The sequence below is a fragment of the Agromyces laixinhei genome, assembly GCF_006337065.1.
Taxonomy (GTDB): domain Bacteria; phylum Actinomycetota; class Actinomycetes; order Actinomycetales; family Microbacteriaceae; genus Agromyces; species Agromyces laixinhei.
This window is the reverse complement of sequence record NZ_CP040872.1, coordinates 2,417,287-2,439,803: the sequence shown is the minus strand read 5'-3', so window position 1 is coordinate 2,439,803 and position 22,517 is coordinate 2,417,287. Positions and strand designations below refer to the sequence as shown.

The following is a 22,517-nucleotide window of genomic DNA, read 5'->3' as shown; positions in this document are numbered from 1 at the left end:
CGAGACGTCGGCGGGGAAGAGCCATCGTCGGTGGCATCCGCTTGAATGGAGGCATGCCCGAGGTGAACGGAGACCCGCCTGAGGCGCTCGCCGCGTTCTCGCCGGCGACGCGGGCGTGGTTCACCGAGTCGTTCAGCGCCCCCACGACCGTGCAGAACGGCGCGTGGCAGGCGATCTCGCGGGGCGACCACTCGCTCGTCGTGGCGCCGACGGGCTCTGGCAAGACCCTCGCCGCGTTCCTCTGGGCGATCGACCGGCTGCACCGCGAGAGGGCCGAGGCGGCCTCGACCGGCACCCGCGTCATCTACCTCTCACCGTTGAAGGCGCTCGGCGTCGACGTCGAACGCAACCTCAGGGCGCCGCTCGTGGGCATCGCCCGAACCGCTGCGGCCCATGGCACCACGGTGCCCGAGGTCTCGGTGGGGGTGCGTTCCGGTGACACGCTGCCGGCCGAGCGGCGCCGGCTCGTGGCGCATCCGCCCGAGATCCTCATCACGACGCCCGAGTCGTTCTTCCTCATGCTCACCTCGGCGGCCCGTGAGACGCTTCGCGGGGTGCAGACGGTCATCGTCGATGAGATCCACGCGCTCGCGGGAACGAAGCGGGGTTCGCATCTCGCGCTCTCGCTCGAACGGCTCGACGAGCTGACCGCCGAGCCCGTGCAGCGCATCGGGTTGTCGGCGACCGTGCGGCCGCACGAAGAGGTGGCGCGATTCCTCGGGGGCACGCGGGCGGTCACGATCGTGGCGCCGCCGTCGGGCAAGCGGTTCGACCTGCGGGTCACCGTGCCGGTCGACGACCTCTCCGACCTCGCCGGAGAGACCGGGGCGGGCACGGTGTGGCCGCACGTCGAAGAGGCGATCCTCGACGAGGTGCTCGCGCATCGCTCGACGATCGTCTTCGCGAACTCCCGGCGCCTGGCCGAGCGGTTGACCGCACGGCTCAACGAGTTGTGGGCCGAGCGCGCTGCGGGGCCGATCGCGGCGCCGGTGGCGTCGGTCGAGGTGCCGGTGACGGCCTCGGCCGAGGTGGCCGTCGAGGCGTCCAGCGTGCCTGCGGCAGCGCGGCGATCGCCCGCCGAGGCGGTCGGTGCTTCGGGCGTCACGGGCGGAGCGGCGCCCGTGATCGCCCGATCGCATCACGGTTCGGTGAGCAAAGAAGAGCGGGCCCTCGTCGAAGACGACCTCAAGTCGGGTCGGCTGCGCTGCGTCGTCGCGACCTCGAGCCTCGAACTCGGTATCGACATGGGCGCCGTCGACCTCGTCATGCAGGTGGAGTCTCCGCCATCGGTCGCGAGCGGCCTGCAGCGGCTCGGCCGGGCCGGGCACCAGGTCGGCGAGGTGTCGAAGGGCCTGATCTTCCCGAAGCACCGCGCCGATGTGCTGCATTCCGCGGTCGTCGCCGAACGCATGATCGGCGGGGCGATCGAAGAGCTCCGCATCCCCGCGAACCCGCTCGACGTGCTCGCGCAGCAGACCATCGCGGCGACAGCACTCGACGAGTGGGACGTCGAGGCGTGGTTCGAGCTCGTGCGCCGCGCCGCGCCCTATGCCGCGCTGCCCCGGTCGGCCTTCGACGCGACGCTCGACCTGCTCGCGGGGCGCTACCCATCCGATCGCTTCGGCGAGTTGCGCGCACGCATCGTCTGGGACCGCGACGCCGGCACGATCTCCGGCCGCCGCGGGGCGCAGCGCCTCGCGGTCACGAGCGGCGGCACGATCCCCGACCGGGGCCTGTTCGGCGTGTTCATGGTCGGAGAGGCCGGGCCGGGTCGCCGTGTCGGCGAACTCGATGAGGAGATGGTCTACGAGTCCCGCGTCGGCGACGTGTTCGCGCTCGGCGCCACGAGCTGGCGCATCCAAGAGATCACGCACGATCGCGTGCTCGTCGCTCCGGCGTTCGGGGAGCCCGGGCGGCTCCCGTTCTGGAGAGGCGACGGCATCGGCCGCCCGGCCGAGCTCGGGGCGGCGATCGGCGGCTTCATCGCCGAACTCTCGGGCGCACCGGCATCCGACGCCCTCGCTCGCAGCCGCGCTGCCGGGCTCGACGAGCGCGCCGCGACGAATCTCGTGAAGTTCATCGAAGACCAGCGCGCCGCCACCCGGGTGGTTCCCGACGCGACCAACCTCGTGGTCGAGCGCTTCCGCGACGAGCTCGGCGACTGGCGCATCGTGCTGCACTCGCCCTACGGCATGCGCGTGCACGCACCGTGGGCCCTCGCCATCGGGGCGCGGGTGCGCGAACAGAGCGGCGTCGACTCGAACGCCGTCGCGAGCGACGACGGCATCGTGCTGCGCATGCCCGACACCGGCGATGACCCGCCGGGGGCCGAACTGTTCGCGTTCGAACCGGCCGAACTCACCGAGCTGGTCACGACCAATGTCGGCGGTTCGGCGCTCTTCGCCGCCCGATTCCGCGAGTGCGCCGCGCGGGCGCTCATCCTGCCGCGTTCGAACCCCGGCAAGCGGTCGCCCCTCTGGCAGCAGCGCCAGCGGGCCTCGCAACTGCTCGAGGTCGCCCGCGACTTCCCCGAGTTCCCGATGGTGCTCGAGGCCGTGCGCGAGTGCCTGCAAGACGTCTACGACCTGCCGGCCCTGACCCGGCTCGCTGAACGCATCGACCGCCGCGAGCTGCGATTCGTCGACGTCACGACCGAGTCGCCGAGTCCGTTCGCCTCGAGCCTGCTCTTCGGGTACGTGGGCGCGTTCATGTACGAGGGCGATGCGCCGCTCGCCGAGCGGCGTGCTGCCGCACTCTCGCTCGACCCCGCGCTCCTCGCCGAGCTGCTCGGCACCGTCGAGCTGCGCGAGCTTCTCGACCCCGACGTGGTCGACGAGGTCGAGCGCATGCTCCAGCGTCTCCATCCCGACCGTGTCGCGCGCGGTGGCGAGGGGGTCGCCGATCTGCTGAGCGACCTCGGGCCGCTCACGGCCGCCGAGCTCGCGGCGCGGGTCGACGACGAGACGGATGCCGCTGCGGCCCTGGCCGAGCTCGTCGCCGCGCGCCGCGCGGCTCCGGTGCGATTCGCGGGTGAATCGTGGTTCGTCGCCGTCGAAGACGTGAGCAGGCTGCGCGATGCGCTCGGCGTGCCGATCCCGCCGGGGCTCCCCGAGGCGTTCGGCGAGGCGGTGCGCGACCCGCTCGGCGATCTCGTGGCCCGCTTCGCACGCACCCACGGGCCGTTCACCGCCCAGACCGTGGCGGCGCGCTTCGGCATCGGGCACGTCGTGGCATCCGCTGCTCTTGCACGGCTCGGCGCAGAGCGCCGTGTGGTCGAGGGGGAGTTCCTCCCGCACGGTTCCGGCATGGAATGGTGCGACAGCGGGGTGCTGCGGCGCATCCGGCGCCGTTCGCTCGCGGCACTCCGCAATGAGGTCGAATCTGTCGAGCCGCGGGAGTTCGCCCGTTTCCTGCCGGGTTGGCAGCAGGTCGGCGGCGGGCTCGGCGGCGTCGATGGCGTCGCGGCGGTGGTCGAGCAACTCGAGGGTGCGCGCATCCCCGCCTCGGCATGGGAGGCGTACGTACTGCCTGCCAGGGTCGCCGACTACCGGCCCGGAATGCTCGATGAGCTGACGGCGGCCGGGGAGGTGCTCTGGGCGGGCACGGGGTCGCTCGGCGCCGACGACGGCTGGATCAGCCTGCACCTCGCCGAGACGGCCGAGCTCACACTGCCGCCGCCTGCTGCAGCACCGCTCGATCCGCTCGAATCCGAGCTCATCGCGGTGCTCGGCGGCGGGGGAGGCTACTTCTTCCGGCAGTTGTCCGAGGCGGTCGGTGCCGCTGGGCTCGATGCCGACGGCGACCGTGCGTTAGCCGATGCGCTCTGGCGCCTCGCCTGGGCGGGGCTCGTCACCAATGACACCTTCGCACCGGTGCGCGGCCTGTTGACCGGCGGGGGAGCCCACAAGACCACGGCGCCGACCCCGCGGGCCCGGCTGCGGGCGGGTTCGCTCTCGCGACGCTCGCTCGCGGCGACTGTGCAGGCCGGGCGCACAGCCACGGCCCGAGCCAATCCCCCGAGGGCTGCCGGCCGATGGTCGGTGCTGCCGCTCGCCAGCTCGGCGGCAACACCGCGGGCCCACGCGCTCGGCGAAGCACTCCTCGAGCGCTACGGCATCGTGACCCGTGGGTCCGTCATGGCCGAGGCGCACGTCGGCGGCTTCGCGCTCGCCTATCGCACGCTCTCGGGCTTCGAGGATTCAGGCCGCGTGCGGCGCGGGTACTTCATCGACGGTCAGGGCGGGGCCCAGTTCGCGACGGGCGCGGCCGTCGACCGTCTCCGCGCTGCGCCGAAGGGCGAGGCCGTCGCGCTCGCGGCAACCGATCCGGCCAATCCGTTCGGCGCCGCCCTCGACTGGCCCGAGCTTCCCGGTGAGAGCGCGCATCGACCGGGCCGCAAGGCCGGCGCCTTCGTCGCGATCGTCGACGGCGAGGCCGTGCTCTACCTCGAACGCGGCGGGCGCACGACCCTCGTCTTCACCGAAGACGAGGCGGCGCTCGTGGCGGCGACCGCTGCGCTCGCCGCAGCGCTCATCCGAGGCCGCACCGAACGGCTCCGAGTCGAGACGGTGAACGGCGGCGGAGTCTTCGGCTCGGTGCTCGACCGGCCGCTCCGCGCGGCCGGGTTCCGCGAGACGCCGAGGGGGCTTCGCTTCGATGCCCGAGGGTGACACCGTCTTTCAAGCCGCACGCGTGCTCGAGGCGGCCCTCGCCGGCCACACGATAACGCGCACCGACTTCCGGGTGCCCGCGCTCGCCGAGGTCGATCTGGCGGGCCTGCCGGTGCATTCCGTCGGCAGTCGCGGCAAACACGTGCTGTTGCGCATCGGCGACATCGTCGTGCACTCGCATCTGAAGATGGAGGGGGAGTGGCGGGTGTTCCGCCCCGGTGAACCGTGGCGGCGACCGGCCTGGCAGGCGCGCGCGATCGTCGAGGTACCGGAGGCCTCGGCCGTCGGCTTCGACCTCGGCACCCTCGAGCTGTTCGGCGCGGCCGAGGAGGCCGAGCGTCTCCTATACCTCGGCCCCGACCTGCTCGGGGCCGACTGGGACGCCGCGGAGGCGGTGCGCCGACTCGCGAGCGTGCCCGAGACGCCCATCGCGGTCGCCCTCGCCGAGCAGCGCAACCTCGCGGGGCTCGGCAACGTCTACGTCAACGAGGTGTGCTTCCTCCGCGGCATCCTGCCGACCCGGCCGGTCGGGCAGGTCGAACTCGATCCCGTCGTGGCGCTCGCTGTGCGCGTCATCCGTGCCAATCGCGATCGTGCGGTGCGCACGACGACCGGCGACACGCGTCGAGGCCGCCGGCTCTGGGTCCACGGCCGAGCCGGTGAGGCGTGCCGCCGCTGCGGCGCGCTCATCGAACACGGCAGGCTCGGGCGCACCGAGATCGAGCTGCGCGAGTCGTGGTGGTGCCCGAACTGCCAGCGTTGACGCGCGGCCGGTTCAGTTGACCGGACCGGTCCACTTCTCGCCGGGCCCCTTGCCGATCGGGTCGGGAACCACGGATGCCTCACGGAATGCGAGCTGCAGCGAACGGAGTCCGTCGCGCAGGCTTCGCGCGTGCATGTCGCTGATCTCGGGCGCGCCGGCCGTGATGAGCCCGGCGAGGGCGTTGATGAGCTTGCGCGCCTCGTCGAGGTCGATCTGCTCCTCGGGGTCTTCTGCGAGCCCGACCTTCACGGCGGCGGCGCTCATGAGGTGCACTGCTGCGGTCGTGATGATCTCGACTGCGGGAACCTCGGCGATGTCGCGGGTGGCGCCCTCGACCGTGGTCTCGTCTGAACTACTGTTCACGGACTTCCTCTGTTAGACTACTTCGGGCTCCGGGGCTTCACCCCGGTACGAAAGTGGAGATTCTCCCACCCGCGCATACCGCTTCATCAAGGTTACCGGGTCGATTGCACTCCGCTTCCGCGTCGCAAGACTCGGGAGTAGACAGGGTGCCGCATGAGTTGCACGGTGGGATTCCGTGCGCGGATGCGTGGATCTCTCCTTTCGTCGTCGGGCGGCAATCGCTTCCCGGCCGAGCGAAACAGCTTGAGTAGAGGAGAACACGCATCAGCGATCCCCGTACAAACGACCGTATCCGCGTCCCTGAGGTTCGTCTCGTGGGCCCTGCCGGAGAGCAGGTCGGCGTCGTGAAGATCGAGGTGGCCCTGCGGCTCGCGCAGGAGGCCGATCTCGATCTCGTCGAGGTCGCTCCGAACTCGAAGCCGCCGGTCGCGAAGATCATGGACTACGGCAAGTTCAAGTACGAGGCTGCGCAGAAGGCGAAAGAGGCCCGGCGCAACCAGGCGAACACGATCCTCAAAGAGGTGCGGTTCCGTCTCAAGATCGACAAGCACGACTACGAGACCAAGATGAAGCGCGCCATCGGCTTCCTGAAGGCCGGCGACAAGGTCAAGGCGATGATCCTCTTCCGCGGTCGCGAGCAGTCGCGTCCCGAGATGGGCGTGCGCCTGCTCCAGCGCTTCGCGGAAGACGTGGTCGAGTACGGCACGGTCGAGCACAACCCCACGATCGACGGCCGCAACATGGTCATGGTCATCGGGCCCCTCAAGAACAAGTCCGAGGCCAAGGCCGAGGCGAATGCACAGCGTGCTGCGGCGAAGGCGCGACCGGCGGCGGATGCCCCGGGCGACGGCGACGCGCAGACGGCCGAGCCCAGCAAGGGCTGAAGCCAACATCCCCGTCCGTCACCCGCGTGACGGCAGAACCAAGGAGAAATACGAGATGCCGAAGCAGAAGACCCACTCCGGGTCCAAGAAGCGCTTCAAGATCACCGGCAGCGGCAAGGTCAAGAAGCAGCAGGCCGGTATGCGCCACAACCTCGAGGTCAAGTCCTCGAAGCGCAAGGCCCGTCTGAACCAGGACAAGGTCGTGTCGGCCCCCGACGCCAAGGTCATCAAGAAGCTTCTCGGCCGCTGAGCCGCGAGACCCATAAGGAAGAAACAGAGTCATGGCAAGAGTGAAGCGGGCGGTCAACGCCCACAAGAAGCGCCGGGTCATCCTCGAGCGCGCCGAGGGTTACCGCGGTCAGCGTTCGCGTCTCTACCGCAAGGCGAAGGAGCAGGTCACCCACTCCCTCGTCTACGCGTACCGCGACCGCCGCCAGAAGAAGGGCGACTTCCGTCGTCTCTGGATCCAGCGCATCAACGCCGCGTCGCGTGCGAACGGCCTCACGTACAACCGTCTGATCCAGGGCCTCGGCCTCGCCGGCATCGAGGTCGACCGTCGCATCCTCGCCGACCTCGCGGTCAACGAACCCGCGACGTTCGCCGCGATCGTCGAGTCGGCCAAGAAGGCACTCCCCGCCGACACCTCGGCACCGAAGAACGCTGCATAAGCGCGAATTCTTGCTCGAACGGCCCGGCACCCACTGCGTGAACACGCGGGGCGTGCCGGGCCGTTCGGCATCCCGGCAATAGAATCGAAGCATGCTCGAGAATCCCCGTTCGCCGCGCGTTCGCGCTGTGGCGAAGCTCGCCCGCAAGGCGGCCCGCGTCGAGAGCGGGCTGTTCCTGCTCGAGGGTCCGCAGGCGGTCGCCGAGGCGCTCACCTTCCGCCCGGAGCTCGTGGTCGAACTGTTCGCGACGCCGAGCGCGCTCGAACGCCACGGCGAGATCGCCGAAGCCGCGGCGTCGGCCGACGTCGACATCGAGTACGTGACCGAAGAGGTGCTCGACTCGATGGCCGACACCGTCACGCCGCAGGGATTCGTCGCCATCTGCCGCCAGTTCCCGACGGCGGTCAAAGACGTCTTCGCGTCGAAGCCGAAGCTCGTCGCCATCCTCGAAGAGGTGCGCGATCCCGGCAACGCCGGCACCATCGTGCGGGCCGCCGATGCCGCCGGCGCCGACGCTGTCATCTTCACCGGCCGTACGGTCGATCTCTACAACCCGAAGGTCGTGCGCTCGTCGACGGGCTCGATCTTCCACTTGCCGGTCGCCATGGGGGCCGAGCTCGAAGACGTGCTCGTGCGGGTGCGTGCAGCGGGCCTCACCGTGCTCGCCGCCGATGTGAAAGGCGACGACCTGCTCGTCGCCCGCAATGACGGCGTGCTCGCGGGGCCGACGGCCTGGGTGTTCGGCAACGAGGCGCGGGGCCTGCCCGAAGAGCAGCTCGCGCTCGCCCATCGGGTGGTCAGGGTGCCGATCTACGGGCACGCCGAGTCGATGAATCTCGCGACCGCGGCATCCGTCTGCCTGTATGAAAGCGCCTTCGCCCAGCGCAGCTCGCATCACGGTTAGATAACCTCCGCGTCGCGTGTTGTCGCTCGGGCCTCGCTGGCCCTAGCGTTGGGAATATGGAGCCAACGCAGCCTGCCCCGCCGACGTCGAACATCTCGGTGCGTCGCGGTGAGCCGCTCGTGGTCATCGATCACGTCGAGAAGCACTTCGGTGAGCTGCATGTGCTCAACGACATCAACACGGTCGTGAACCGCGGCGAGGTGGTCGTCGTCATCGGCCCCAGCGGCTCGGGCAAGTCGACCCTCTGCCGGGCGATCAACCGGCTCGAGACGATCGACTCGGGCTCGATCGCGATCGACGGTCAAGAGCTGCCCGCAGAGGGCGCGGCGCTCGCCAAGCTTCGCGCTGACGTCGGCATGGTCTTCCAGTCGTTCAACCTCTTCGCCCACAAGACCGTGCTCGAGAACGTGACGCTCGCACCGATCCGCGTCAAGAAGATGTCGCGCAAAGACGCCGATGCCAAGGCGATGGAACTCCTCGAGCGCGTCGGCGTCGCCAACCAGGCGAAGAAGATGCCCGCGCAGCTCTCGGGCGGCCAGCAGCAGCGCGTCGCGATCGCGCGCTCGCTCGCGATGAACCCGAAGCTCATCCTGCTCGATGAGCCGACGAGTGCGCTCGACCCCGAGATGATCAACGAGGTGCTCGACGTCATGATCGGTCTGGCCAAAGACGGCATGACGATGATCGTCGTGACGCACGAGATGGGCTTCGCCCGCAAGGCCGCCGACCGTGTGCTCTTCATGGCCGACGGCAAGATCGTCGAAGAAGCGACTCCCGCCGTGTTCTTCGATCACCCCGAGACCGACCGCGCGAAGGACTTCCTCTCGAAGATCCTCGAGCACTAGACCTCCGCTGCACCGTGCCACCGAGCCCGGGGCCGCGAGGGAACCAACCACAGAGAAGAGGCAGAGACATGAAACGCATGAGAATCGCACTCGTCGCAGCTGCAGCGGCGTCGGCACTCGCGCTCGCCGGCTGTGCCGGCGGTGACACCGGCGGCACAGAAGAGCCTTCGGCCGAACCCGCCCCCACCTTCGAGGCCGGAACGACGATGGCTGAGCTCGCCGATGCGGGCACGATCACCGTGGGCACGAAGTTCGACCAGCCCCTGTTCGGGCTCATGGGTCCGTCGGGTGTGCCCGAGGGCTTCGACGTCGAGATCGCCAAGATCATCGCGTCAGAGCTCGGCATCTCAGAAGACAAGATCGAATGGACCGAGACCGTCTCGGCCAACCGCGAGCCCTTCATCGAGAACGGCCAGGTCGACATCGTCGTCGCGACGTACACGATCAACGACAAGCGCAAGGAAGTCGTCTCGTTCGCCGGGCCGTACTACATGGCCGGCCAGTCGATTCTGGTGCTCGCCGACAACGACGACATCAAGTCGGAGGAAGACTTGGTCGGCCAGCCCGTGTGCTCGGTGACCGGATCCACGTCTGCTGCGAACCTGCAGGAACTCGGCGCTGAACTCGTGGCGACCGACACCTACTCGAACTGCCTGGAGCCGCTGCGCCGCGGTGAGGTCGTCGCCGTGTCGACCGACAACGTGATCCTCGCCGGCCTCGTCACCCAGAATGAGGGCGAGTTCAAGGTCGTCGGAGAACCGTTCACCGAAGAGCCCTACGGTATCGGCCTGGCTCTCGAAGACACCGAGTTCCGTAACTGGATCAACGATGTGCTCGAGGAGTCGTATGAAGACGGCCGTTATGAAGAGGCCTGGGACGCGACCGCCGGTACGGTGCTGCCGTTCGTCGATCCGCCCGCTCCCGACCGCTACTGATCGGTACCCGGCCCGGGCGGTTCAACCGCCCGGGCCGTGAACCCGACACCGACTTGCAGAAGGGAGGCGCGTGGACGCCGTCATCGACAACCTGCCGACGTACTTCGAGGGCTTCAGGATGACGCTGTTGCTGCTCGTCGTGAGCGGCATCTCGGCACTCGTGCTCGGCACGATCGTCGCCGCCATGCGAATCTCACCTGTTCCGTCGCTGCGCGCATTCGCCACGGTCTACACGGAACTCGTGCGCAACACGCCACTGACCCTCGTGCTCTTCTTCTGCGCGATCGTGCTGCCGTACCTCGGCCCCGACCTGGCGTACGCTGCCTCGGCGATGGTCGGCCTGTCGGTGTACACGTCGCCGTTCGTCGCCGAGGCGCTTCGTTCCGGCATCAACGGGGTGCCGGTCGGTCAGGCCGAGGCAGCCCGCAGCGTCGGGCTCGGCTTCGGCCAGACCGTGAGCCTCATCGTGTTGCCGCAGGCGTTCCGCATGACCATCCCGCCGCTCATCAATGTGTTCATCGCTCTGACCAAGAACACGTCCGTCGCCGGCGGTTTCTTCGTCTTCGAACTCTTCGGCGCAACCAGTCGGCTCGCGAATGCGAACGGTGACGCCGTCATCGCGATCCTCCTGGGCGCCGCGACCCTGTACCTCGTGATCACCATTCCGCTCGGAGTGATCGCAGCACAACTCGAGCGGAAGTGGGTGGTGCAGCGATGAGCGGCTCGAGTGTTCTCTTCGATGCGCCGGGTCCCAAGGCTCGTCGGGCGTCGTTGATCTCGTCGATCGTCGCCGGTGTGCTGATCGTCGGTGGGCTCGCCTGGATGGCGCTCACGCTCGCCGCACCGCGCGAGAGCGGCGGCATCACACTTCCCGGCTTCTTCGATCCGAGTCGCTGGGACATCTTCGCCGACCCCGAGTTGTGGTCCTTCATCGTCTTCGAGGGTGTGTTCGGCACGCTCCGAGCGGCGCTCATCGCCTCGGTCTTCGCGATCATCCTCGGCATCATCCTGTCGCTCCTGCGCAGCTCCGCCATTGCGTGGATTCGCATTCCCACGGCCGTCGTGCTCGAGTTCGTGCGCGGCATGCCGGTGCTGCTCATGATGCTGTTCATCCTGCTGGTGTTGAACACCGGAGCCTTCTGGGCGGTCGTCGCAGCGCTCACACTGTACAACGGGGCGCTCATCGGCGAGGCGTTGCGGGCCGGGCTCGCGGCACTGCCGAGAGGGCAACGCGAGGCAGGCCTCAGCCTCGGCATGCGGCCGTTGCAATCGAAGATGCTCGTGGAGTTCCCGCAGGCGTTCCGCCAGATGCTGCCGATCATCGTCGCCCAGTTGGTCGTGCTGCTGAAGGACACCTCCCTCGGCTACATCGTGGGGTACACCGAGTTGCTTCGCGTGAACATGAACAACCTCGTGAACTTCTACGGCAACCGGTACCTCTTCTCGTTCTTCGTCGTCACCCTCGTGCTCTACCTCGCCATGAACCTGTCGTTGTCGTGGTTCGCGCGGTGGCTGTCGAAGCGCACCTCGTCGAGTTCGTCGGGCAAGCGACTCGACCCGGAGGACCCGAACCAGGCGGTGCTCGTCGCCGAAGCGAGCGCATCCGCACGACAGTCCGAGAGCCACGAACCGAGAACGTAGCCGACCGGAATCGGACACGAGCAACCGGCTGCCGCCGGTAGACTCGGTTCTCGTGTCCGAGCCCCTCGAAATCACCGAATCCGCGGTCGTGTCCGCGGTCGACGCAGCCCTCGCGGCCATCGCGTCGGCCGACGACTCCGCCGTGCTGAAGACCGTTCGCACCGAGCACACCGGCGAGAAGTCGGCGCTGGCGCTGCTGAACGCCGAGCTTCGCAACGTTCCGAACGAGCAGAAGGCCGCCCTCGGCAAGCTGGTCGGCGGGGCCCGCGGCCGGGTGAACCAAGCATTCGCCGCTCGTGAGGCCGAGATCGGCGAGGCCGAGGCGGCCGCGCAACTCGAGGCTGAGACGGTGGATGTCACGGCGCTCGCCTCGGGGTACCGGCCGGGCGCGCGGCATCCGCTCACGCTCCTGCAAGATCGGGTCTGCGACGTGTTCACCGGCATGGGCTGGGAGGTGGCCGAAGGCCCCGAGGTCGAGAACGAGTGGTTCAACTTCGACGCGCTGAACTTCGACGCCGATCACCCTGCCCGCGCCATGCAGGACACCTTCTTCGTCGACCCGCCCGAGGCGCATCTCGTGCTGCGCACGCACACGAGCCCCGTGCAGATTCGCTCGATGCTCGAGCGTGAGCTGCCGCTCTACGTGCTCGCGCCGGGCCGTGTGTATCGCACCGACGAGTTCGACGCCACGCACTTGCCGGTGTTCATGCAGTTCGAGGGCGTCGCGGTCGACAAGGGTCTCACGATGGCGCACCTGAAGGGCACTCTCGACCACTTCGTGAAGGCGATCTTCGGCGACGAGGCGAAGATCCGCCTGCGCCCGAGCTACTTCCCGTTCACCGAGCCTTCTGCCGAGCTCGACTTCTGGCACCCGACCTTCAAGGGCGGCGCACGCTGGATCGAGTGGGGCGGCTGCGGCATGATGCACCCCAATGTGCTGAAGGCCGCAGGCATCGACCCCGAGGTCTACACCGGGTTCGCCTTCGGAATGGGCATCGAACGCGGGCTCATGCTCCGCAACGACGTGCACGACATGCGCGAAATGGTCGAGGGAGACATCCGCTTCTCCCAGCAGTTCGGAATGGTGGTCTAGAACATGGCCACGTGCGCAGCCCACTGCGGCTCGAATCCCTCCCTGTCATCCGGAATGGTGGTCTAGAACATGCGAGTTCCACTGAGTTGGCTCGCCGAGTACGTCGAGCTCGTGCCCGGCACGACGCCTGAAGACGTGCATGCCGCCCTCGTCAGGGTCGGCCTCGAAGAGGAGGACGTGCACACCTTCGAGCTCGAGGCACCGATCGTCGTGGGCGAGGTGCTCGAATTCGTCGAAGAACCGCAGTCCAACGGCAAGACCATCCGCTGGTGCCAGGTGCGCGTCGCCCCAGAGGGCGAGATGGCGGCCGACGGCGGTGACGCCGTGCATGGCATCGTCTGCGGTGCCCGCAACTTCTTCGTCGGCGACAAGGTCGTCGTGACGCTGCCCGGCGCAGTGCTGCCCGGGCCGTTCCCGATCGCGGCGCGCAAGACCTACGGTCACGTCTCCGACGGCATGATCGCCTCGGCGCGTGAACTCGGGCTCGGCGACGAGCACGACGGAATCCTGCGGCTCTCGACACTCGGCATCGATGCGCCAGTCGGCACCGACGCGATCAAGCTCCTCGGCCTCGACGACGCCGCGATCGAGATCAACGTCACCCCCGACCGCGGCTACGCGTTCTCGATCCGTGGTGTCGCTCGTGAGTACGCCCATGCGACGGGGGCCCGCTTCCGCGACCCGGTCGAGCAGGCGACGCCGGCGGATGGATCGGACGACGCGTTCTCCGTCGTGATCGACGACGCCGCACCCATCCGCGGCAAGCTCGGCTCATCGGTCTTCGCCACGCGTATCGTGCGCGGAGTCGACCCGAGGCGATCGACCCCGGCGTGGATGATCGCGCGGCTGAAGCTCGCCGGCATCCGCTCGATCTCGGTGCTCGTCGACATCACGAACTACGTCATGCTCGAGCTCGGCCAGCCGATCCACGGCTACGACCTCGACCGGCTCCGCGGCGGCATCGTCGTGCGGCGAGCGACTGTGGGGGAGAAGTTCACCACGCTCGACGGCAAGAAGCGCACGCTTCACGTCGAAGACCTCGTCGTCACCGACGACCGCGGGCCGATCGGCCTCGGCGGCGTCATGGGCGGCGCCGAGACCGAGATGGGCGGTGAGACGCGCAACGTGCTCATCGAAGCGGCCAACTGGGACCCGGTGTCGATCGCGCGCACTGCTCGCCGGCACAAGCTGCCGAGCGAGGCGGCCAAACGCTACGAGCGCGGCGTCGACCCCGAGATCGCGGGCGCGGCCGTCTCCCGTGTCGCCCAGCTCATGGTCGACCTCGCAGGCGGCACCGCCGACGCGGGCGGCTCCCTGATCTCGACGGCACCGGCGCGTGAGGCGATTCTCCTGCCTGACGGCTTCGTCTCGTCGATCATCGGCATCGAGTACACCGCCGATGAGGTGCACGACGCACTCGCCGAGATCGGCGGCGCCATCACCGCCTTCGACAGCGGCTTCTCGGTCGTGCCGCCAGCGTGGCGTCCAGACCTGACCGGTCGCGAAGAACTCGCCGAGGAGGTCGCCCGCCTGATCGGCTACGACCGCATTCCCTCGGTGCTTCCCGTCGCGCCGCCCGGGCGCGGCCTCACCCGCTCGCAGCGGCTGCGCCGGCGCACGGCCGACACGCTCGCGGCTGCGGGGTCGACCGAAGTGCTCTCGTTCCCGTTCGCCTCCGCAGCCGACAATGCCGTGTTCGGCAGCGCCGACGGCTCGCCCGTGGCATCCGTGCGCATCGCGAACGCCCTCGACCAGACCGCTCCGTTCCTCCGTCGCTCGCTCGTGCCCGGCCTGATCGGCGCTGCGCGACGCAACCTCTCGCGCGGACTCACCGACCTCGATCTCTTCGAGATCGGCACGGTGTTCCTGCCCGAGCCGGGTCGCACCTACGGGTCACTCGAGGTGCCCGTCGGCAATGAGAGGCCGAGCGACGAGGTGCTTGCCGCCCTCGACGCGGGTATCCCGCCGCAACCGCGCCACCTCGGCGCGCTCATCGTCGGCGAGGTGGTGCCGAAGCAGCCGGGCCAGGCCGCAGTGCCGGCCGGCATCGCCGATGCGCTCGACGTCGTGCGCCAGATCGAGCTCGCGACGGGCGCCCACATCGACATCGCGCAGGGCGCCCACCAGGCGATGCACCCCGGCCGCACCGCCGAGCTGAGAATCGGCGACACCGTCGTCGGTTTCGCCGGGGAGTTGCTGCCGGCACTCGCCGCCGAGTCCGACCTGCCGCGGGTCGTCGCGATCGTCGAACTCGACCTCGACGCCGTCATCGCGCTCACCGAACCGAGCCTCGAAGCGCACGCCATCGGCACGTTGCCGGCGGCGACGCAGGACCTCTCGCTCATCGTTCCCAACGAGGTCGCCGCCGCCATGGTTGCGGCGGCGGTGCGCGAGGGTGCGGGAGCTCTGCTCGAACACGTCTCGATCGTCGACGACTATCGCGGACCCGGAGTTCCGGATGGTTCGAAGAGCCTGACGTTCGCCCTCCGGTTCCGTGCCGACGATCGCACGCTGACGGCCGGCGAGGCGAGCGAGGCGAAGCTCGCGGGCGCGGCGCTCGCGCGTGAGCGCTTGGGGGCCACCATCCGCGAGTGACGGCCGTGGCCCACCGACCGTTGGCGGGTGCCGCCGCGGTCTTCCTGAAGCTGCGCGATTCCGAGGAGATCTGCGATTCCGAGGATACTCAAACCCCGAACCGCCCTCGGAACTGCCGATCCCCTCGTGTTTGCGGTGAACATGGCGGCCGTTCCCCACAGTCACGTGTTTGCGCGGCTCGACCCGCGCCCGATAAGGTCGCCGTATGTCCGCCGCTCGGTTCGCAGGCTCCGTACGCGTCACGCGTGCCGTGGTGCGCAACCGACGTCGTGGCGAGCGCCGACTCTAGGCGACCCCGCACGCGGCAATGACGCCGCCAGTGAGTGTCGCCGTGAACCATCCCTCGCGCCCCTCGACCTTTCAGGTCGTGAGTGTCGCCGTGAACCATCCCTCGCCCGCTTCGACCTTTAAGGTGGAACCATGACGTTCACCGTCGCCGTTTCCGGCGCGTCCGGCTACGCAGGGGGCGAGATCCTTCGCCTCCTCGCCGATCATCCCGACTTCGACGTGCGCACCGTGACCGCGCACTCCAACGCCGGCCAGCCGCTCATCGCGGTGCAGCCGCACCTGCGCAGCTACACGCACCTCACGTTGAAAGACACGACGGCCGAGAACCTCGCCGGTCACGACATCGTGTTCCTCGCACTGCCGCACGGGGCATCCGGTGCGATTGCCGAGCAATTGCCCCCCGAGACCCTCGTGATCGACTGCGGTGCCGACCACCGCCTCGAGAGCGAGACCGACTGGGCGGCGTTCTACGGCGGCGAGTTCCACGGCGCATGGACCTATGGCGTTCCCGAGCTGCCCCGGCTGTCGGGCACGCAGCGTGACCGGCTCGCGAAGACGAAGCGCATCGCGGCACCGGGCTGCAACGCCTCGACGGTCGCGCTGTCGCTCGCTCCCGGCATTCGTGCCGGCGTGATCGAGGCAGCCGACGTCGTCGCGGTGCTCGCGGTCGGCCCCTCTGGCGCGGGCAAGAGCCTGAAGGCGCACCTGCTCGGGTCAGAGCTCCTCGGCTCGGCGAACCCGTACTCGGTCGGCGGCGTGCACCGCCACATCCCCGAGATCCAGCAGGCGCTGCGCTGGGCGGGCGGCGGGAACCCGACCATCTCCTTCACCCCGGTCATCGTCCCGATGTCGCGCGGTATCCTCGCGACCTCGACGGCGCGCATCGTGCCGGGTACGGATGCCGCTGCGGTGCGCACCGCGTGGGAAGACGCCTACGCGGGCGAGCGTTTCGTGCAGCTGCTGCCCGCGGGGCAGTTTCCGCGCACGGCCGACGTGCTCGGCGCGAACACCGCACTCCTCGGCCTGCAGATCGACGAGAAGGCGGGCCGCGTCGTCGTCGTCGCCGCCGTCGACAATCTCGTGAAGGGCACCGCGGGTGCCGCCATCCAGTCCGCGAACATCGCGCTCGGGCTCACCGAGTCGACCGGACTCCCCGTGAACGGAGTCGCCCCGTGACCATCACCCACCCACAGGGATTCGAGGCGGCGGGAATCGCGGCCGGCATCAAGCGAACGGGAGCGCTCGATCTCGCACTCGTCGTGAATCGAGGGCCCGCACAGCAGGCGGCGGCGGTCTTCACCTCGAATCGCGCTCAGGCGAACCCGATCATCTGGTCGAGGCAGGTCGCGGCCGACGGCATCGTCTCGGCGATCGTGCTGAACTCCGGCGGGGCCAACTGCTTCACCGGGCCCGAGGGGTTCCAGGTGACGCACCGCACAGCCGAGGCAGCGGCGTCGGGACTCGGCGTCGCCGCCGGTGATGTGCTCGTCTGCTCGACGGGGCTCATCGGCGATCAACTCGACGGCGAGGTGCTCGAAGAGGGGGTCGTGTCGGCGATCGCTCGCCTGTCGAGCGAAGACGGTGGCGGCGACGATGCGGCTCGCGCCATCATGACGACCGACACCACGCCGAAGCAGGTCGTCGTCGTGGGCGACGGCTGGTCGATCGGCGGTATGGCGAAGGGTGCCGGAATGCTGGCACCCGGTCTCGCGACGATGCTGGTGGTCGTGACGACGGACGCCGCACTGTCGGCTGCTGACCTCGACTCCGCGCTTCGCGCCGCGACCCGCGTGACCTTCGACCGGCTCGATTCCGACGGTTGCATGTCGACGAACGACCAGGTGACGTTGCTCGCGTCGGGCGCGTCGGGCGTGGCGCCCGAACCCACCGAGTTCGCCGCGGCGCTCACCGAGGCCTGCCGGAGTCTCGCCATGCAACTGCAGGCCGACGCCGAGGGCGCGAGCCACGACATCGCGATCGAGGTCGTCGGCGCCGTGACCGAAGACGACGCGGTCGAGGTCGGTCGCTCGGTCGCCCGCAACAACCTCTTCAAAGCAGCGATCTTCGGCAACGACCCCAACTGGGGCCGGGTGCTCGCCGCGATCGGCACCACGAGCGCGCCCTTCGATCCGTATCTCGTCGACGTCTCGATGAACGGGGTTCGGGTGTGTCATGCCGGGCGGCCCGACGCGCCGCGCGACGACGTCGACCTCACGCCGCGAGCGACGCACGTGCTCATCGAGCTGCATGCCGGCGAGGCATCCGCCACCATCTTCACGAACGATCTCACGCACGACTACGTGCACGAGAACAGCGCCTACGCGAGTTGAGCATGAGCGACGACACAGAACCCGACGAAACAGGATCCGACGACACGAACGATGCCGCCGCGAAGGCGCAGGTGCTCATCGACTCGCTGCCCTGGTTGAAGCGATTCCACGGCGAGACCATCGTCGTGAAGTTCGGCGGCAACGCCATGGTGAGCCCCGAGTTGCAGCGCGCATTCGCTGAAGACATGGTCTACTTCCGCTACGCGGGCATCAAACCCGTCGTCGTGCACGGCGGTGGCCCGCAGATCTCGACGATGCTCGAGCGGCTCGGCATTCCGAGTGAGTTCCGCGGCGGCTACCGGGTGACGACCCCAGAGACGATGGACGTCGTGCGCATGGTGCTTTCGGGCCAGGTGAACCGTGAACTCGTCTCGCTCATCAACGAGCACGGACCGCTGGCATCCGGCCTCTCGGGCGAAGACGCCGGGCTGTTCACCGGCCGGCGGCGCGGCGCCGTCGTCGACGGTGAAGAGGTCGACCTCGGTCTCGTCGGCGACGTCGTCGCGGTCGACCCCGCCGCGGTGCTCGCCGAACTCGACGCCGGCCGTATTCCGGTGGTCTCCTCGATCGCCCCCGACGGTGACGTGACGGGGCAATCGCTCAATGTGAACGCCGATTCGGCGGCGGCCGCCTTGGCCGTCGCACTGGGCGCGGCGAAACTCGTCATCCTCACCGACGTGGCCGGGCTCTACCGCGACTGGCCGAACCGCGACTCGCTCGTCTCGGTGATCGATGTGCCCTCGCTCATCGATCTGCTGCCGAACCTCGAATCGGGCATGATCCCGAAGATGGCCGCGTGCCTCGAAGCCGTCGAGGGCGGCGTCTCGAAGGCCGCGATCATCGACGGAAGAGTGCCGCACTCGATCCTGCTCGAGGTCTTCACGCAATCGGGCATCGGCACAGAGGTGGTCGCGGCATGATCGACTGGCAGCAGCGCTTCGACCAGCGCATCATGCGTTCGATCGGCATGCCGCTCGCGAAGCTCGAGCACGGTTCGGGCGTCTGGGTGACGGATGCCGCGGGCACGACCTACCTCGACTTCCTCGCCGGCATCGCGGTCAACTCGCTCGGCTACGCCCACCCGGTGTTCGTCGAAGCGGTCACGACGCAGGCCTCGAAGCTCGCTCATGTGTCCAACTACTTCACGACCGAGCCGGCGCTCGAACTCGCTGAGCGGCTCGTCCGGCTCGCGGGCGCAGGCGCAGAGGGCCGCGCCTGGTTCGGCAACTCCGGCGCCGAGGCCAACGAGGCGGCGTTCAAACTCGCCCGGCTCAACAACTCGGGCGGAGCCCGCACGCGGGTGATCGCGCTCGTCGACGCCTTCCACGGGCGCACGATGGGTTCGCTCGCCTTGACGGGCAAGCCCCACATGCGTACGCCGTTCGAGCCGTTGGCCGGGGGAGTGGAGCACATCCCGGCGACGATCGAGGCGCTCGAGGCATCCATCGACGACGCGGTCGCCGCCGTCTTCATCGAGCCCATTCAGGGCGAGGCGGGTGTCCGCGAACTGCCGGAAGGCTTTCTCGAGGCAGCGCGAGAGCTGACGCTCCGACATGGCGCGCTGCTCATCGTCGACGAGATCCAGACCGGCGCCGGGCGCACCGGGGAGTGGTTCGGCTTTCAGCACGCCGGCATCACCCCCGATGCGATCACGGTCGCGAAGGGTATCGGCGGCGGCATCCCGATCGGCGGCCTCATCACCTTCGGCCACGCCTCAGAGCTGTACCAGAAGGGCCAGCACGGTTCGACCTTCGGGGGCAACCCGCTCGCGACCGCGGTCTCGAACGCCGTGCTCGGCGAGATCGAACGCGCCGGTCTCGTCGCGAACGCCGCCGTGCGCGGCCCGCAGTTGCGCCGGCGCATCGAGGCGATCGGTTCGCCGCTCGTCGCGGGCACGCGCGGTCGCGGGCTCCTCGTCGGCGTCGCCCTCTCGGCGCCCGTCGCCGGCGATGTCGTCGTTCACGCCATGCGCCACGGCCTGATCGTGAACGCCGCGAACGACACCACCATCCGCATCGCGCCCCCGCTCATCATCGGCGACGCCGAGATCGACGAGTTCGAGTCTCGCTTCGCACGCGCCCTCGCCGATGCCCACCCGTACCCGACCGACCTCTCCACGAACGGACGCACCGCATGACCCGCCACTTCCTCAGAGACGACGACCTCAGCCAAGCCGAGCAGAGCGAGATCCTCGATCTCGCCGAGCAGCTGAAGGCAGATCGGTGGTCGCGTACCCCCCTCGCAGGCCCCCAGACGGTCGCGGTGATCTTCGACAAGTCCTCGACGCGTACTCGCGTCTCGTTTGCCGTCGGCATCGCCGATCTCGGGGGATCGCCGCTCATCATCTCGACCGCGAACAGCCAGCTCGGCGGCAAGGAGACCCCCTCCGACACCGCCCGCGTGCTCGAGCGCATGGTATCGGCGATCGTCTGGCGCACCTACGCGCAGGCGGGACTCGAGCAGATGGCGGCCGGCACGACCGTGCCCGTCGTCAACGCGCTCTCCGATGACTTCCACCCCTGCCAGCTCCTTGCCGACCTGCTCACCATCCGCGAGCACAAGGGGCGTCTCGCCGGCCTCACGGTGACATTCCTCGGCGACGGGCGCAGCAACATGGCGCAGTCCTACCTGCTCGCGGGAGCGACCGCGGGCATGCATGTGCGCATCGCCGCCCCCGCGGAGTTCGCCCCCGAGTCATCCGTCGTCGCAGATGCCGAGCGCATCGCGGCGACGACCGGTGGCTCCGTCGCCGTCGTGACCGACGCGCGCGAGTCCGTCTCAGGTGCCGACGTCGTCGTCACCGACACCTGGGTGTCGATGGGCAAAGAGGAGGAGAAGGCGCATCGCGTCGCCACCTTCGGCAGTTACCAGGTCGATGCAGAACTCATGTCGCTCGCGGAATCCGATGCGGTGTTCATGCACTGTCTTCCCGCTGACCGCGGCTACGAGGTCAGCGCCGACGTGATCGACGGCCCTCGGTCCATCATCTGGGACGAGGCGGAGAATCGCCTGCACGCACAGAAGGCACTGCTCGTCTGGCTGCTCGAGAGGAAGGGCGCCTGATGAGCGACGTGACCGAAGCCGGAGGGGCGGCCGAAGCCCACGGCACCAACGAGGGATCGCTCTGGGGTGCGCGTTTCGCGTCGGGCCCGGCCCCTGAGCTGGCGCGGCTCTCGAAGTCGACGCATTTCGACTGGCAGCTCGCCGGCTACGACCTCGCGGGGTCCCGGGCGCACGCGCGGGCACTCGCCGCAGCCGGATACCTCGAAGCCGACGAACTCGACGCCATGCTCGCGGGGCTCGACACCCTCGAGGCGCGCGTCGTTTCGGGTGAGATCGTCGCCGGTGAGACCGACGAAGACGTGCACGGTGCGCTGGAGGCGGCGCTGATCGCCATCGTCGGCGCCGAACTCGGCGGCAAGCTCCGTGCGGGTCGCAGCCGCAACGACCAGATCGCGACCCTCGTTCGCCTCTATCTGAAAGATCACGCGGCGATCATCGGACGCGACCTCGTGCACCTCATCGATGCGCTCGCCGCGCAGGCCGACGCGCACCGCACGGCGATCATGCCCGGGCGCACGCACCTGCAGCACGCGCAGCCGGTGCTGCTCGCCCATCATCTCCTCGCGCACGCGTGGGCGCTCTCGCGCGATCTCGAACGGCTCGTCGACTGGACGAAGCGAGCGGATGTCTCGCCGTATGGCGGGGGAGCCCTCGCCGGTTCGACGCTCGGGCTGGACGCGGCATCCGTCGCTCGCGACCTCGGCCTCGGCGGCCCGGCCGAGAACTCGATCGACGGCACCTCGAGCCGCGACGTCGTCGCCGAGTTCGCCTTCGTCACCGCGATGATCGGCATCGACCTGTCGCGCATTGCTGAGGAGATCATCCTCTGGAACACGCGTGAGTTCGACTTCGTCACGCTCCACGACGGCTACTCGACCGGATCGTCGATCATGCCGCAGAAGAAGAACCCCGACATCGCCGAACTCGCGCGCGGCAAATCGGGTCGCCTCATCGGCAACCTCACGGGGCTCCTCGCGACGCTCAAGGCGCTGCCGCTCGCGTACAACCGCGATCTGCAGGAGGACAAGGAGCCCGTCTTCGACTCCGTCGAGACGCTCGAGGTCTTGTTGCCGGCCTTCACGGGCATGGTCGCGACGCTCACCTTCCATACCGAGCGCATGACGCAGCTCGCGCCGGCCGGTTTCTCACTGGCGACGGATGTCGCGGAGTGGCTCGTGAAGCAGCGGGTGCCGTTCCGCGACGCCCATGAGATCACCGGTGCGCTCGTGCGCCACGCGGAGGAGCACGGGCTCGAACTCGACGACGTCGACGATGCCGCCCTCGCGGCGATCTCGCCGCACCTCACGCCCGAGGTGCGAGAGGTGCTCACGGTCGAGGGATCGGTCGCGAGTCGCGACGGCATCGGCGGCACCGCCCCGGGGCGGGTCGCCGAGCAGTTCTCCCGACTCGCCGACCGTGTGCGCCACCTCGTCGCCGGCCTGCCGGACGCACGCAGCCCGGAGGCGCGGAGCTGA

Annotated in this window: 19 protein-coding genes; 18 read left to right on the top strand and 1 reads right to left on the bottom strand. The window is 69.0% G+C overall.

Annotation, left to right across the window (positions count from 1 at the left end; genetic code table 11):
• Nucleotides 1–53: 53 nt before the first annotated feature.
• Entirely contained in the window at nucleotides 54–4,670 is a 4,617-nt protein-coding gene (locus FHG54_RS11535) for an ATP-dependent helicase (RefSeq protein ID WP_139417396.1), read from the top strand.
• A complete protein-coding gene (locus FHG54_RS11530; RefSeq protein ID WP_139417395.1) occupies nucleotides 4,657–5,433 on the top strand; it encodes a DNA-formamidopyrimidine glycosylase family protein in 777 nt (258 codons plus the stop codon). Before FHG54_RS11535 ends, FHG54_RS11530 begins: the two co-directional genes overlap by 14 nt.
• A 12-nt stretch (nucleotides 5,434–5,445) precedes the next feature.
• Here the strand turns inward: FHG54_RS11530 and FHG54_RS11525 are convergent, their stop codons facing one another.
• On the bottom strand, nucleotides 5,446–5,796 hold the full coding sequence (locus tag FHG54_RS11525) for a DUF1844 domain-containing protein (RefSeq protein WP_139417394.1): 351 nt from the start codon (nucleotides 5,794–5,796) through the stop codon (nucleotides 5,446–5,448).
• A 263-nt stretch (nucleotides 5,797–6,059) separates the two neighbouring features.
• Here FHG54_RS11525 and infC point away from each other — a divergent pair, with 263 nt between their 5' ends.
• The 16 genes from infC to argH all read left to right on the top strand — a co-directional run bounded on the left by infC (nucleotide 6,060) and on the right by argH (nucleotide 22,517).
• Nucleotides 6,060–6,680 carry a translation initiation factor IF-3 gene (infC, locus tag FHG54_RS11520; protein ID WP_139417393.1) on the top strand — a complete coding sequence of 207 codons (621 nt, stop codon included), beginning with the start codon at nucleotides 6,060–6,062 and terminating at the stop codon, nucleotides 6,678–6,680.
• Nucleotides 6,681–6,735: 55 nt separating this feature from the next.
• Complete coding sequence (rpmI, locus tag FHG54_RS11515) at nucleotides 6,736–6,930, top strand: 50S ribosomal protein L35 (protein WP_139417392.1); 195 nt, start codon at nucleotides 6,736–6,738, stop codon at nucleotides 6,928–6,930.
• A 31-nt stretch (nucleotides 6,931–6,961) separates the two neighbouring features.
• Nucleotides 6,962–7,348, top strand: coding sequence for a 50S ribosomal protein L20 (gene rplT, locus FHG54_RS11510; RefSeq protein WP_139417391.1), 387 nt, complete (start codon nucleotides 6,962–6,964; stop codon nucleotides 7,346–7,348).
• Between the two features lie 91 nt (nucleotides 7,349–7,439).
• Nucleotides 7,440–8,252 (top strand): TrmH family RNA methyltransferase, encoded by an 813-nt coding sequence (locus FHG54_RS11505; protein ID WP_139417390.1) that lies wholly within the window; start codon nucleotides 7,440–7,442, stop codon nucleotides 8,250–8,252.
• 56 nt (nucleotides 8,253–8,308) lie between these two features.
• The gene (locus FHG54_RS11500) at nucleotides 8,309–9,097 is read left to right on the top strand and encodes an amino acid ABC transporter ATP-binding protein (RefSeq protein WP_139417389.1); all 789 of its coding nucleotides are present in this window, start codon (nucleotides 8,309–8,311) and stop codon (nucleotides 9,095–9,097) included.
• 68 nt (nucleotides 9,098–9,165) lie between these two features.
• Complete coding sequence (locus FHG54_RS11495; RefSeq protein WP_139417388.1) at nucleotides 9,166–10,032, top strand: glutamate ABC transporter substrate-binding protein; 867 nt, start codon at nucleotides 9,166–9,168, stop codon at nucleotides 10,030–10,032.
• A 70-nt stretch (nucleotides 10,033–10,102) separates the two neighbouring features.
• Nucleotides 10,103–10,750 (top strand): amino acid ABC transporter permease, encoded by a 648-nt coding sequence (locus FHG54_RS11490; protein ID WP_139417387.1) that lies wholly within the window; start codon nucleotides 10,103–10,105, stop codon nucleotides 10,748–10,750.
• A 53-nt stretch (nucleotides 10,751–10,803) separates the two neighbouring features.
• Entirely contained in the window at nucleotides 10,804–11,673 is an 870-nt protein-coding gene (locus FHG54_RS11485; protein WP_332310013.1) for an amino acid ABC transporter permease, read from the top strand.
• Between the two features lie 52 nt (nucleotides 11,674–11,725).
• Nucleotides 11,726–12,766: a phenylalanine--tRNA ligase subunit alpha gene (gene pheS, locus FHG54_RS11480; protein WP_139417385.1), complete on the top strand. Its 1,041-nt coding sequence runs from the start codon at nucleotides 11,726–11,728 to the stop codon at nucleotides 12,764–12,766.
• 69 nt (nucleotides 12,767–12,835) lie between these two features.
• Nucleotides 12,836–15,361 carry a phenylalanine--tRNA ligase subunit beta gene (gene pheT, locus FHG54_RS11475; protein ID WP_139417384.1) on the top strand — a complete coding sequence of 842 codons (2,526 nt, stop codon included), beginning with the start codon at nucleotides 12,836–12,838 and terminating at the stop codon, nucleotides 15,359–15,361.
• Nucleotides 15,362–15,781: 420 nt separating this feature from the next.
• A complete protein-coding gene (gene argC, locus FHG54_RS11470) occupies nucleotides 15,782–16,825 on the top strand; it encodes an N-acetyl-gamma-glutamyl-phosphate reductase (protein ID WP_139417383.1) in 1,044 nt (347 codons plus the stop codon).
• Entirely contained in the window at nucleotides 16,822–17,979 is a 1,158-nt protein-coding gene (gene argJ, locus FHG54_RS11465; RefSeq protein ID WP_139417382.1) for a bifunctional glutamate N-acetyltransferase/amino-acid acetyltransferase ArgJ, read from the top strand. The genes argC and argJ overlap by 4 nt, the downstream gene beginning before the upstream one ends.
• 2 nt (nucleotides 17,980–17,981) lie before the next feature.
• Nucleotides 17,982–18,899, top strand: coding sequence for an acetylglutamate kinase (gene argB / locus FHG54_RS11460; protein WP_139417381.1), 918 nt, complete (start codon nucleotides 17,982–17,984; stop codon nucleotides 18,897–18,899).
• Entirely contained in the window at nucleotides 18,896–20,116 is a 1,221-nt protein-coding gene (locus FHG54_RS11455; RefSeq protein ID WP_139417380.1) for an acetylornithine transaminase, read from the top strand. The genes argB and FHG54_RS11455 overlap by 4 nt, the downstream gene beginning before the upstream one ends.
• Nucleotides 20,113–21,042: an ornithine carbamoyltransferase gene (gene argF, locus FHG54_RS11450; protein WP_139417379.1), complete on the top strand. Its 930-nt coding sequence runs from the start codon at nucleotides 20,113–20,115 to the stop codon at nucleotides 21,040–21,042. Before FHG54_RS11455 ends, argF begins: the two co-directional genes overlap by 4 nt.
• Nucleotides 21,042–22,517, top strand: a complete 1,476-nt coding sequence (gene argH / locus FHG54_RS11445) for an argininosuccinate lyase (protein WP_139417378.1) — start codon at nucleotides 21,042–21,044, stop codon at nucleotides 22,515–22,517. Before argF ends, argH begins: the two co-directional genes overlap by 1 nt.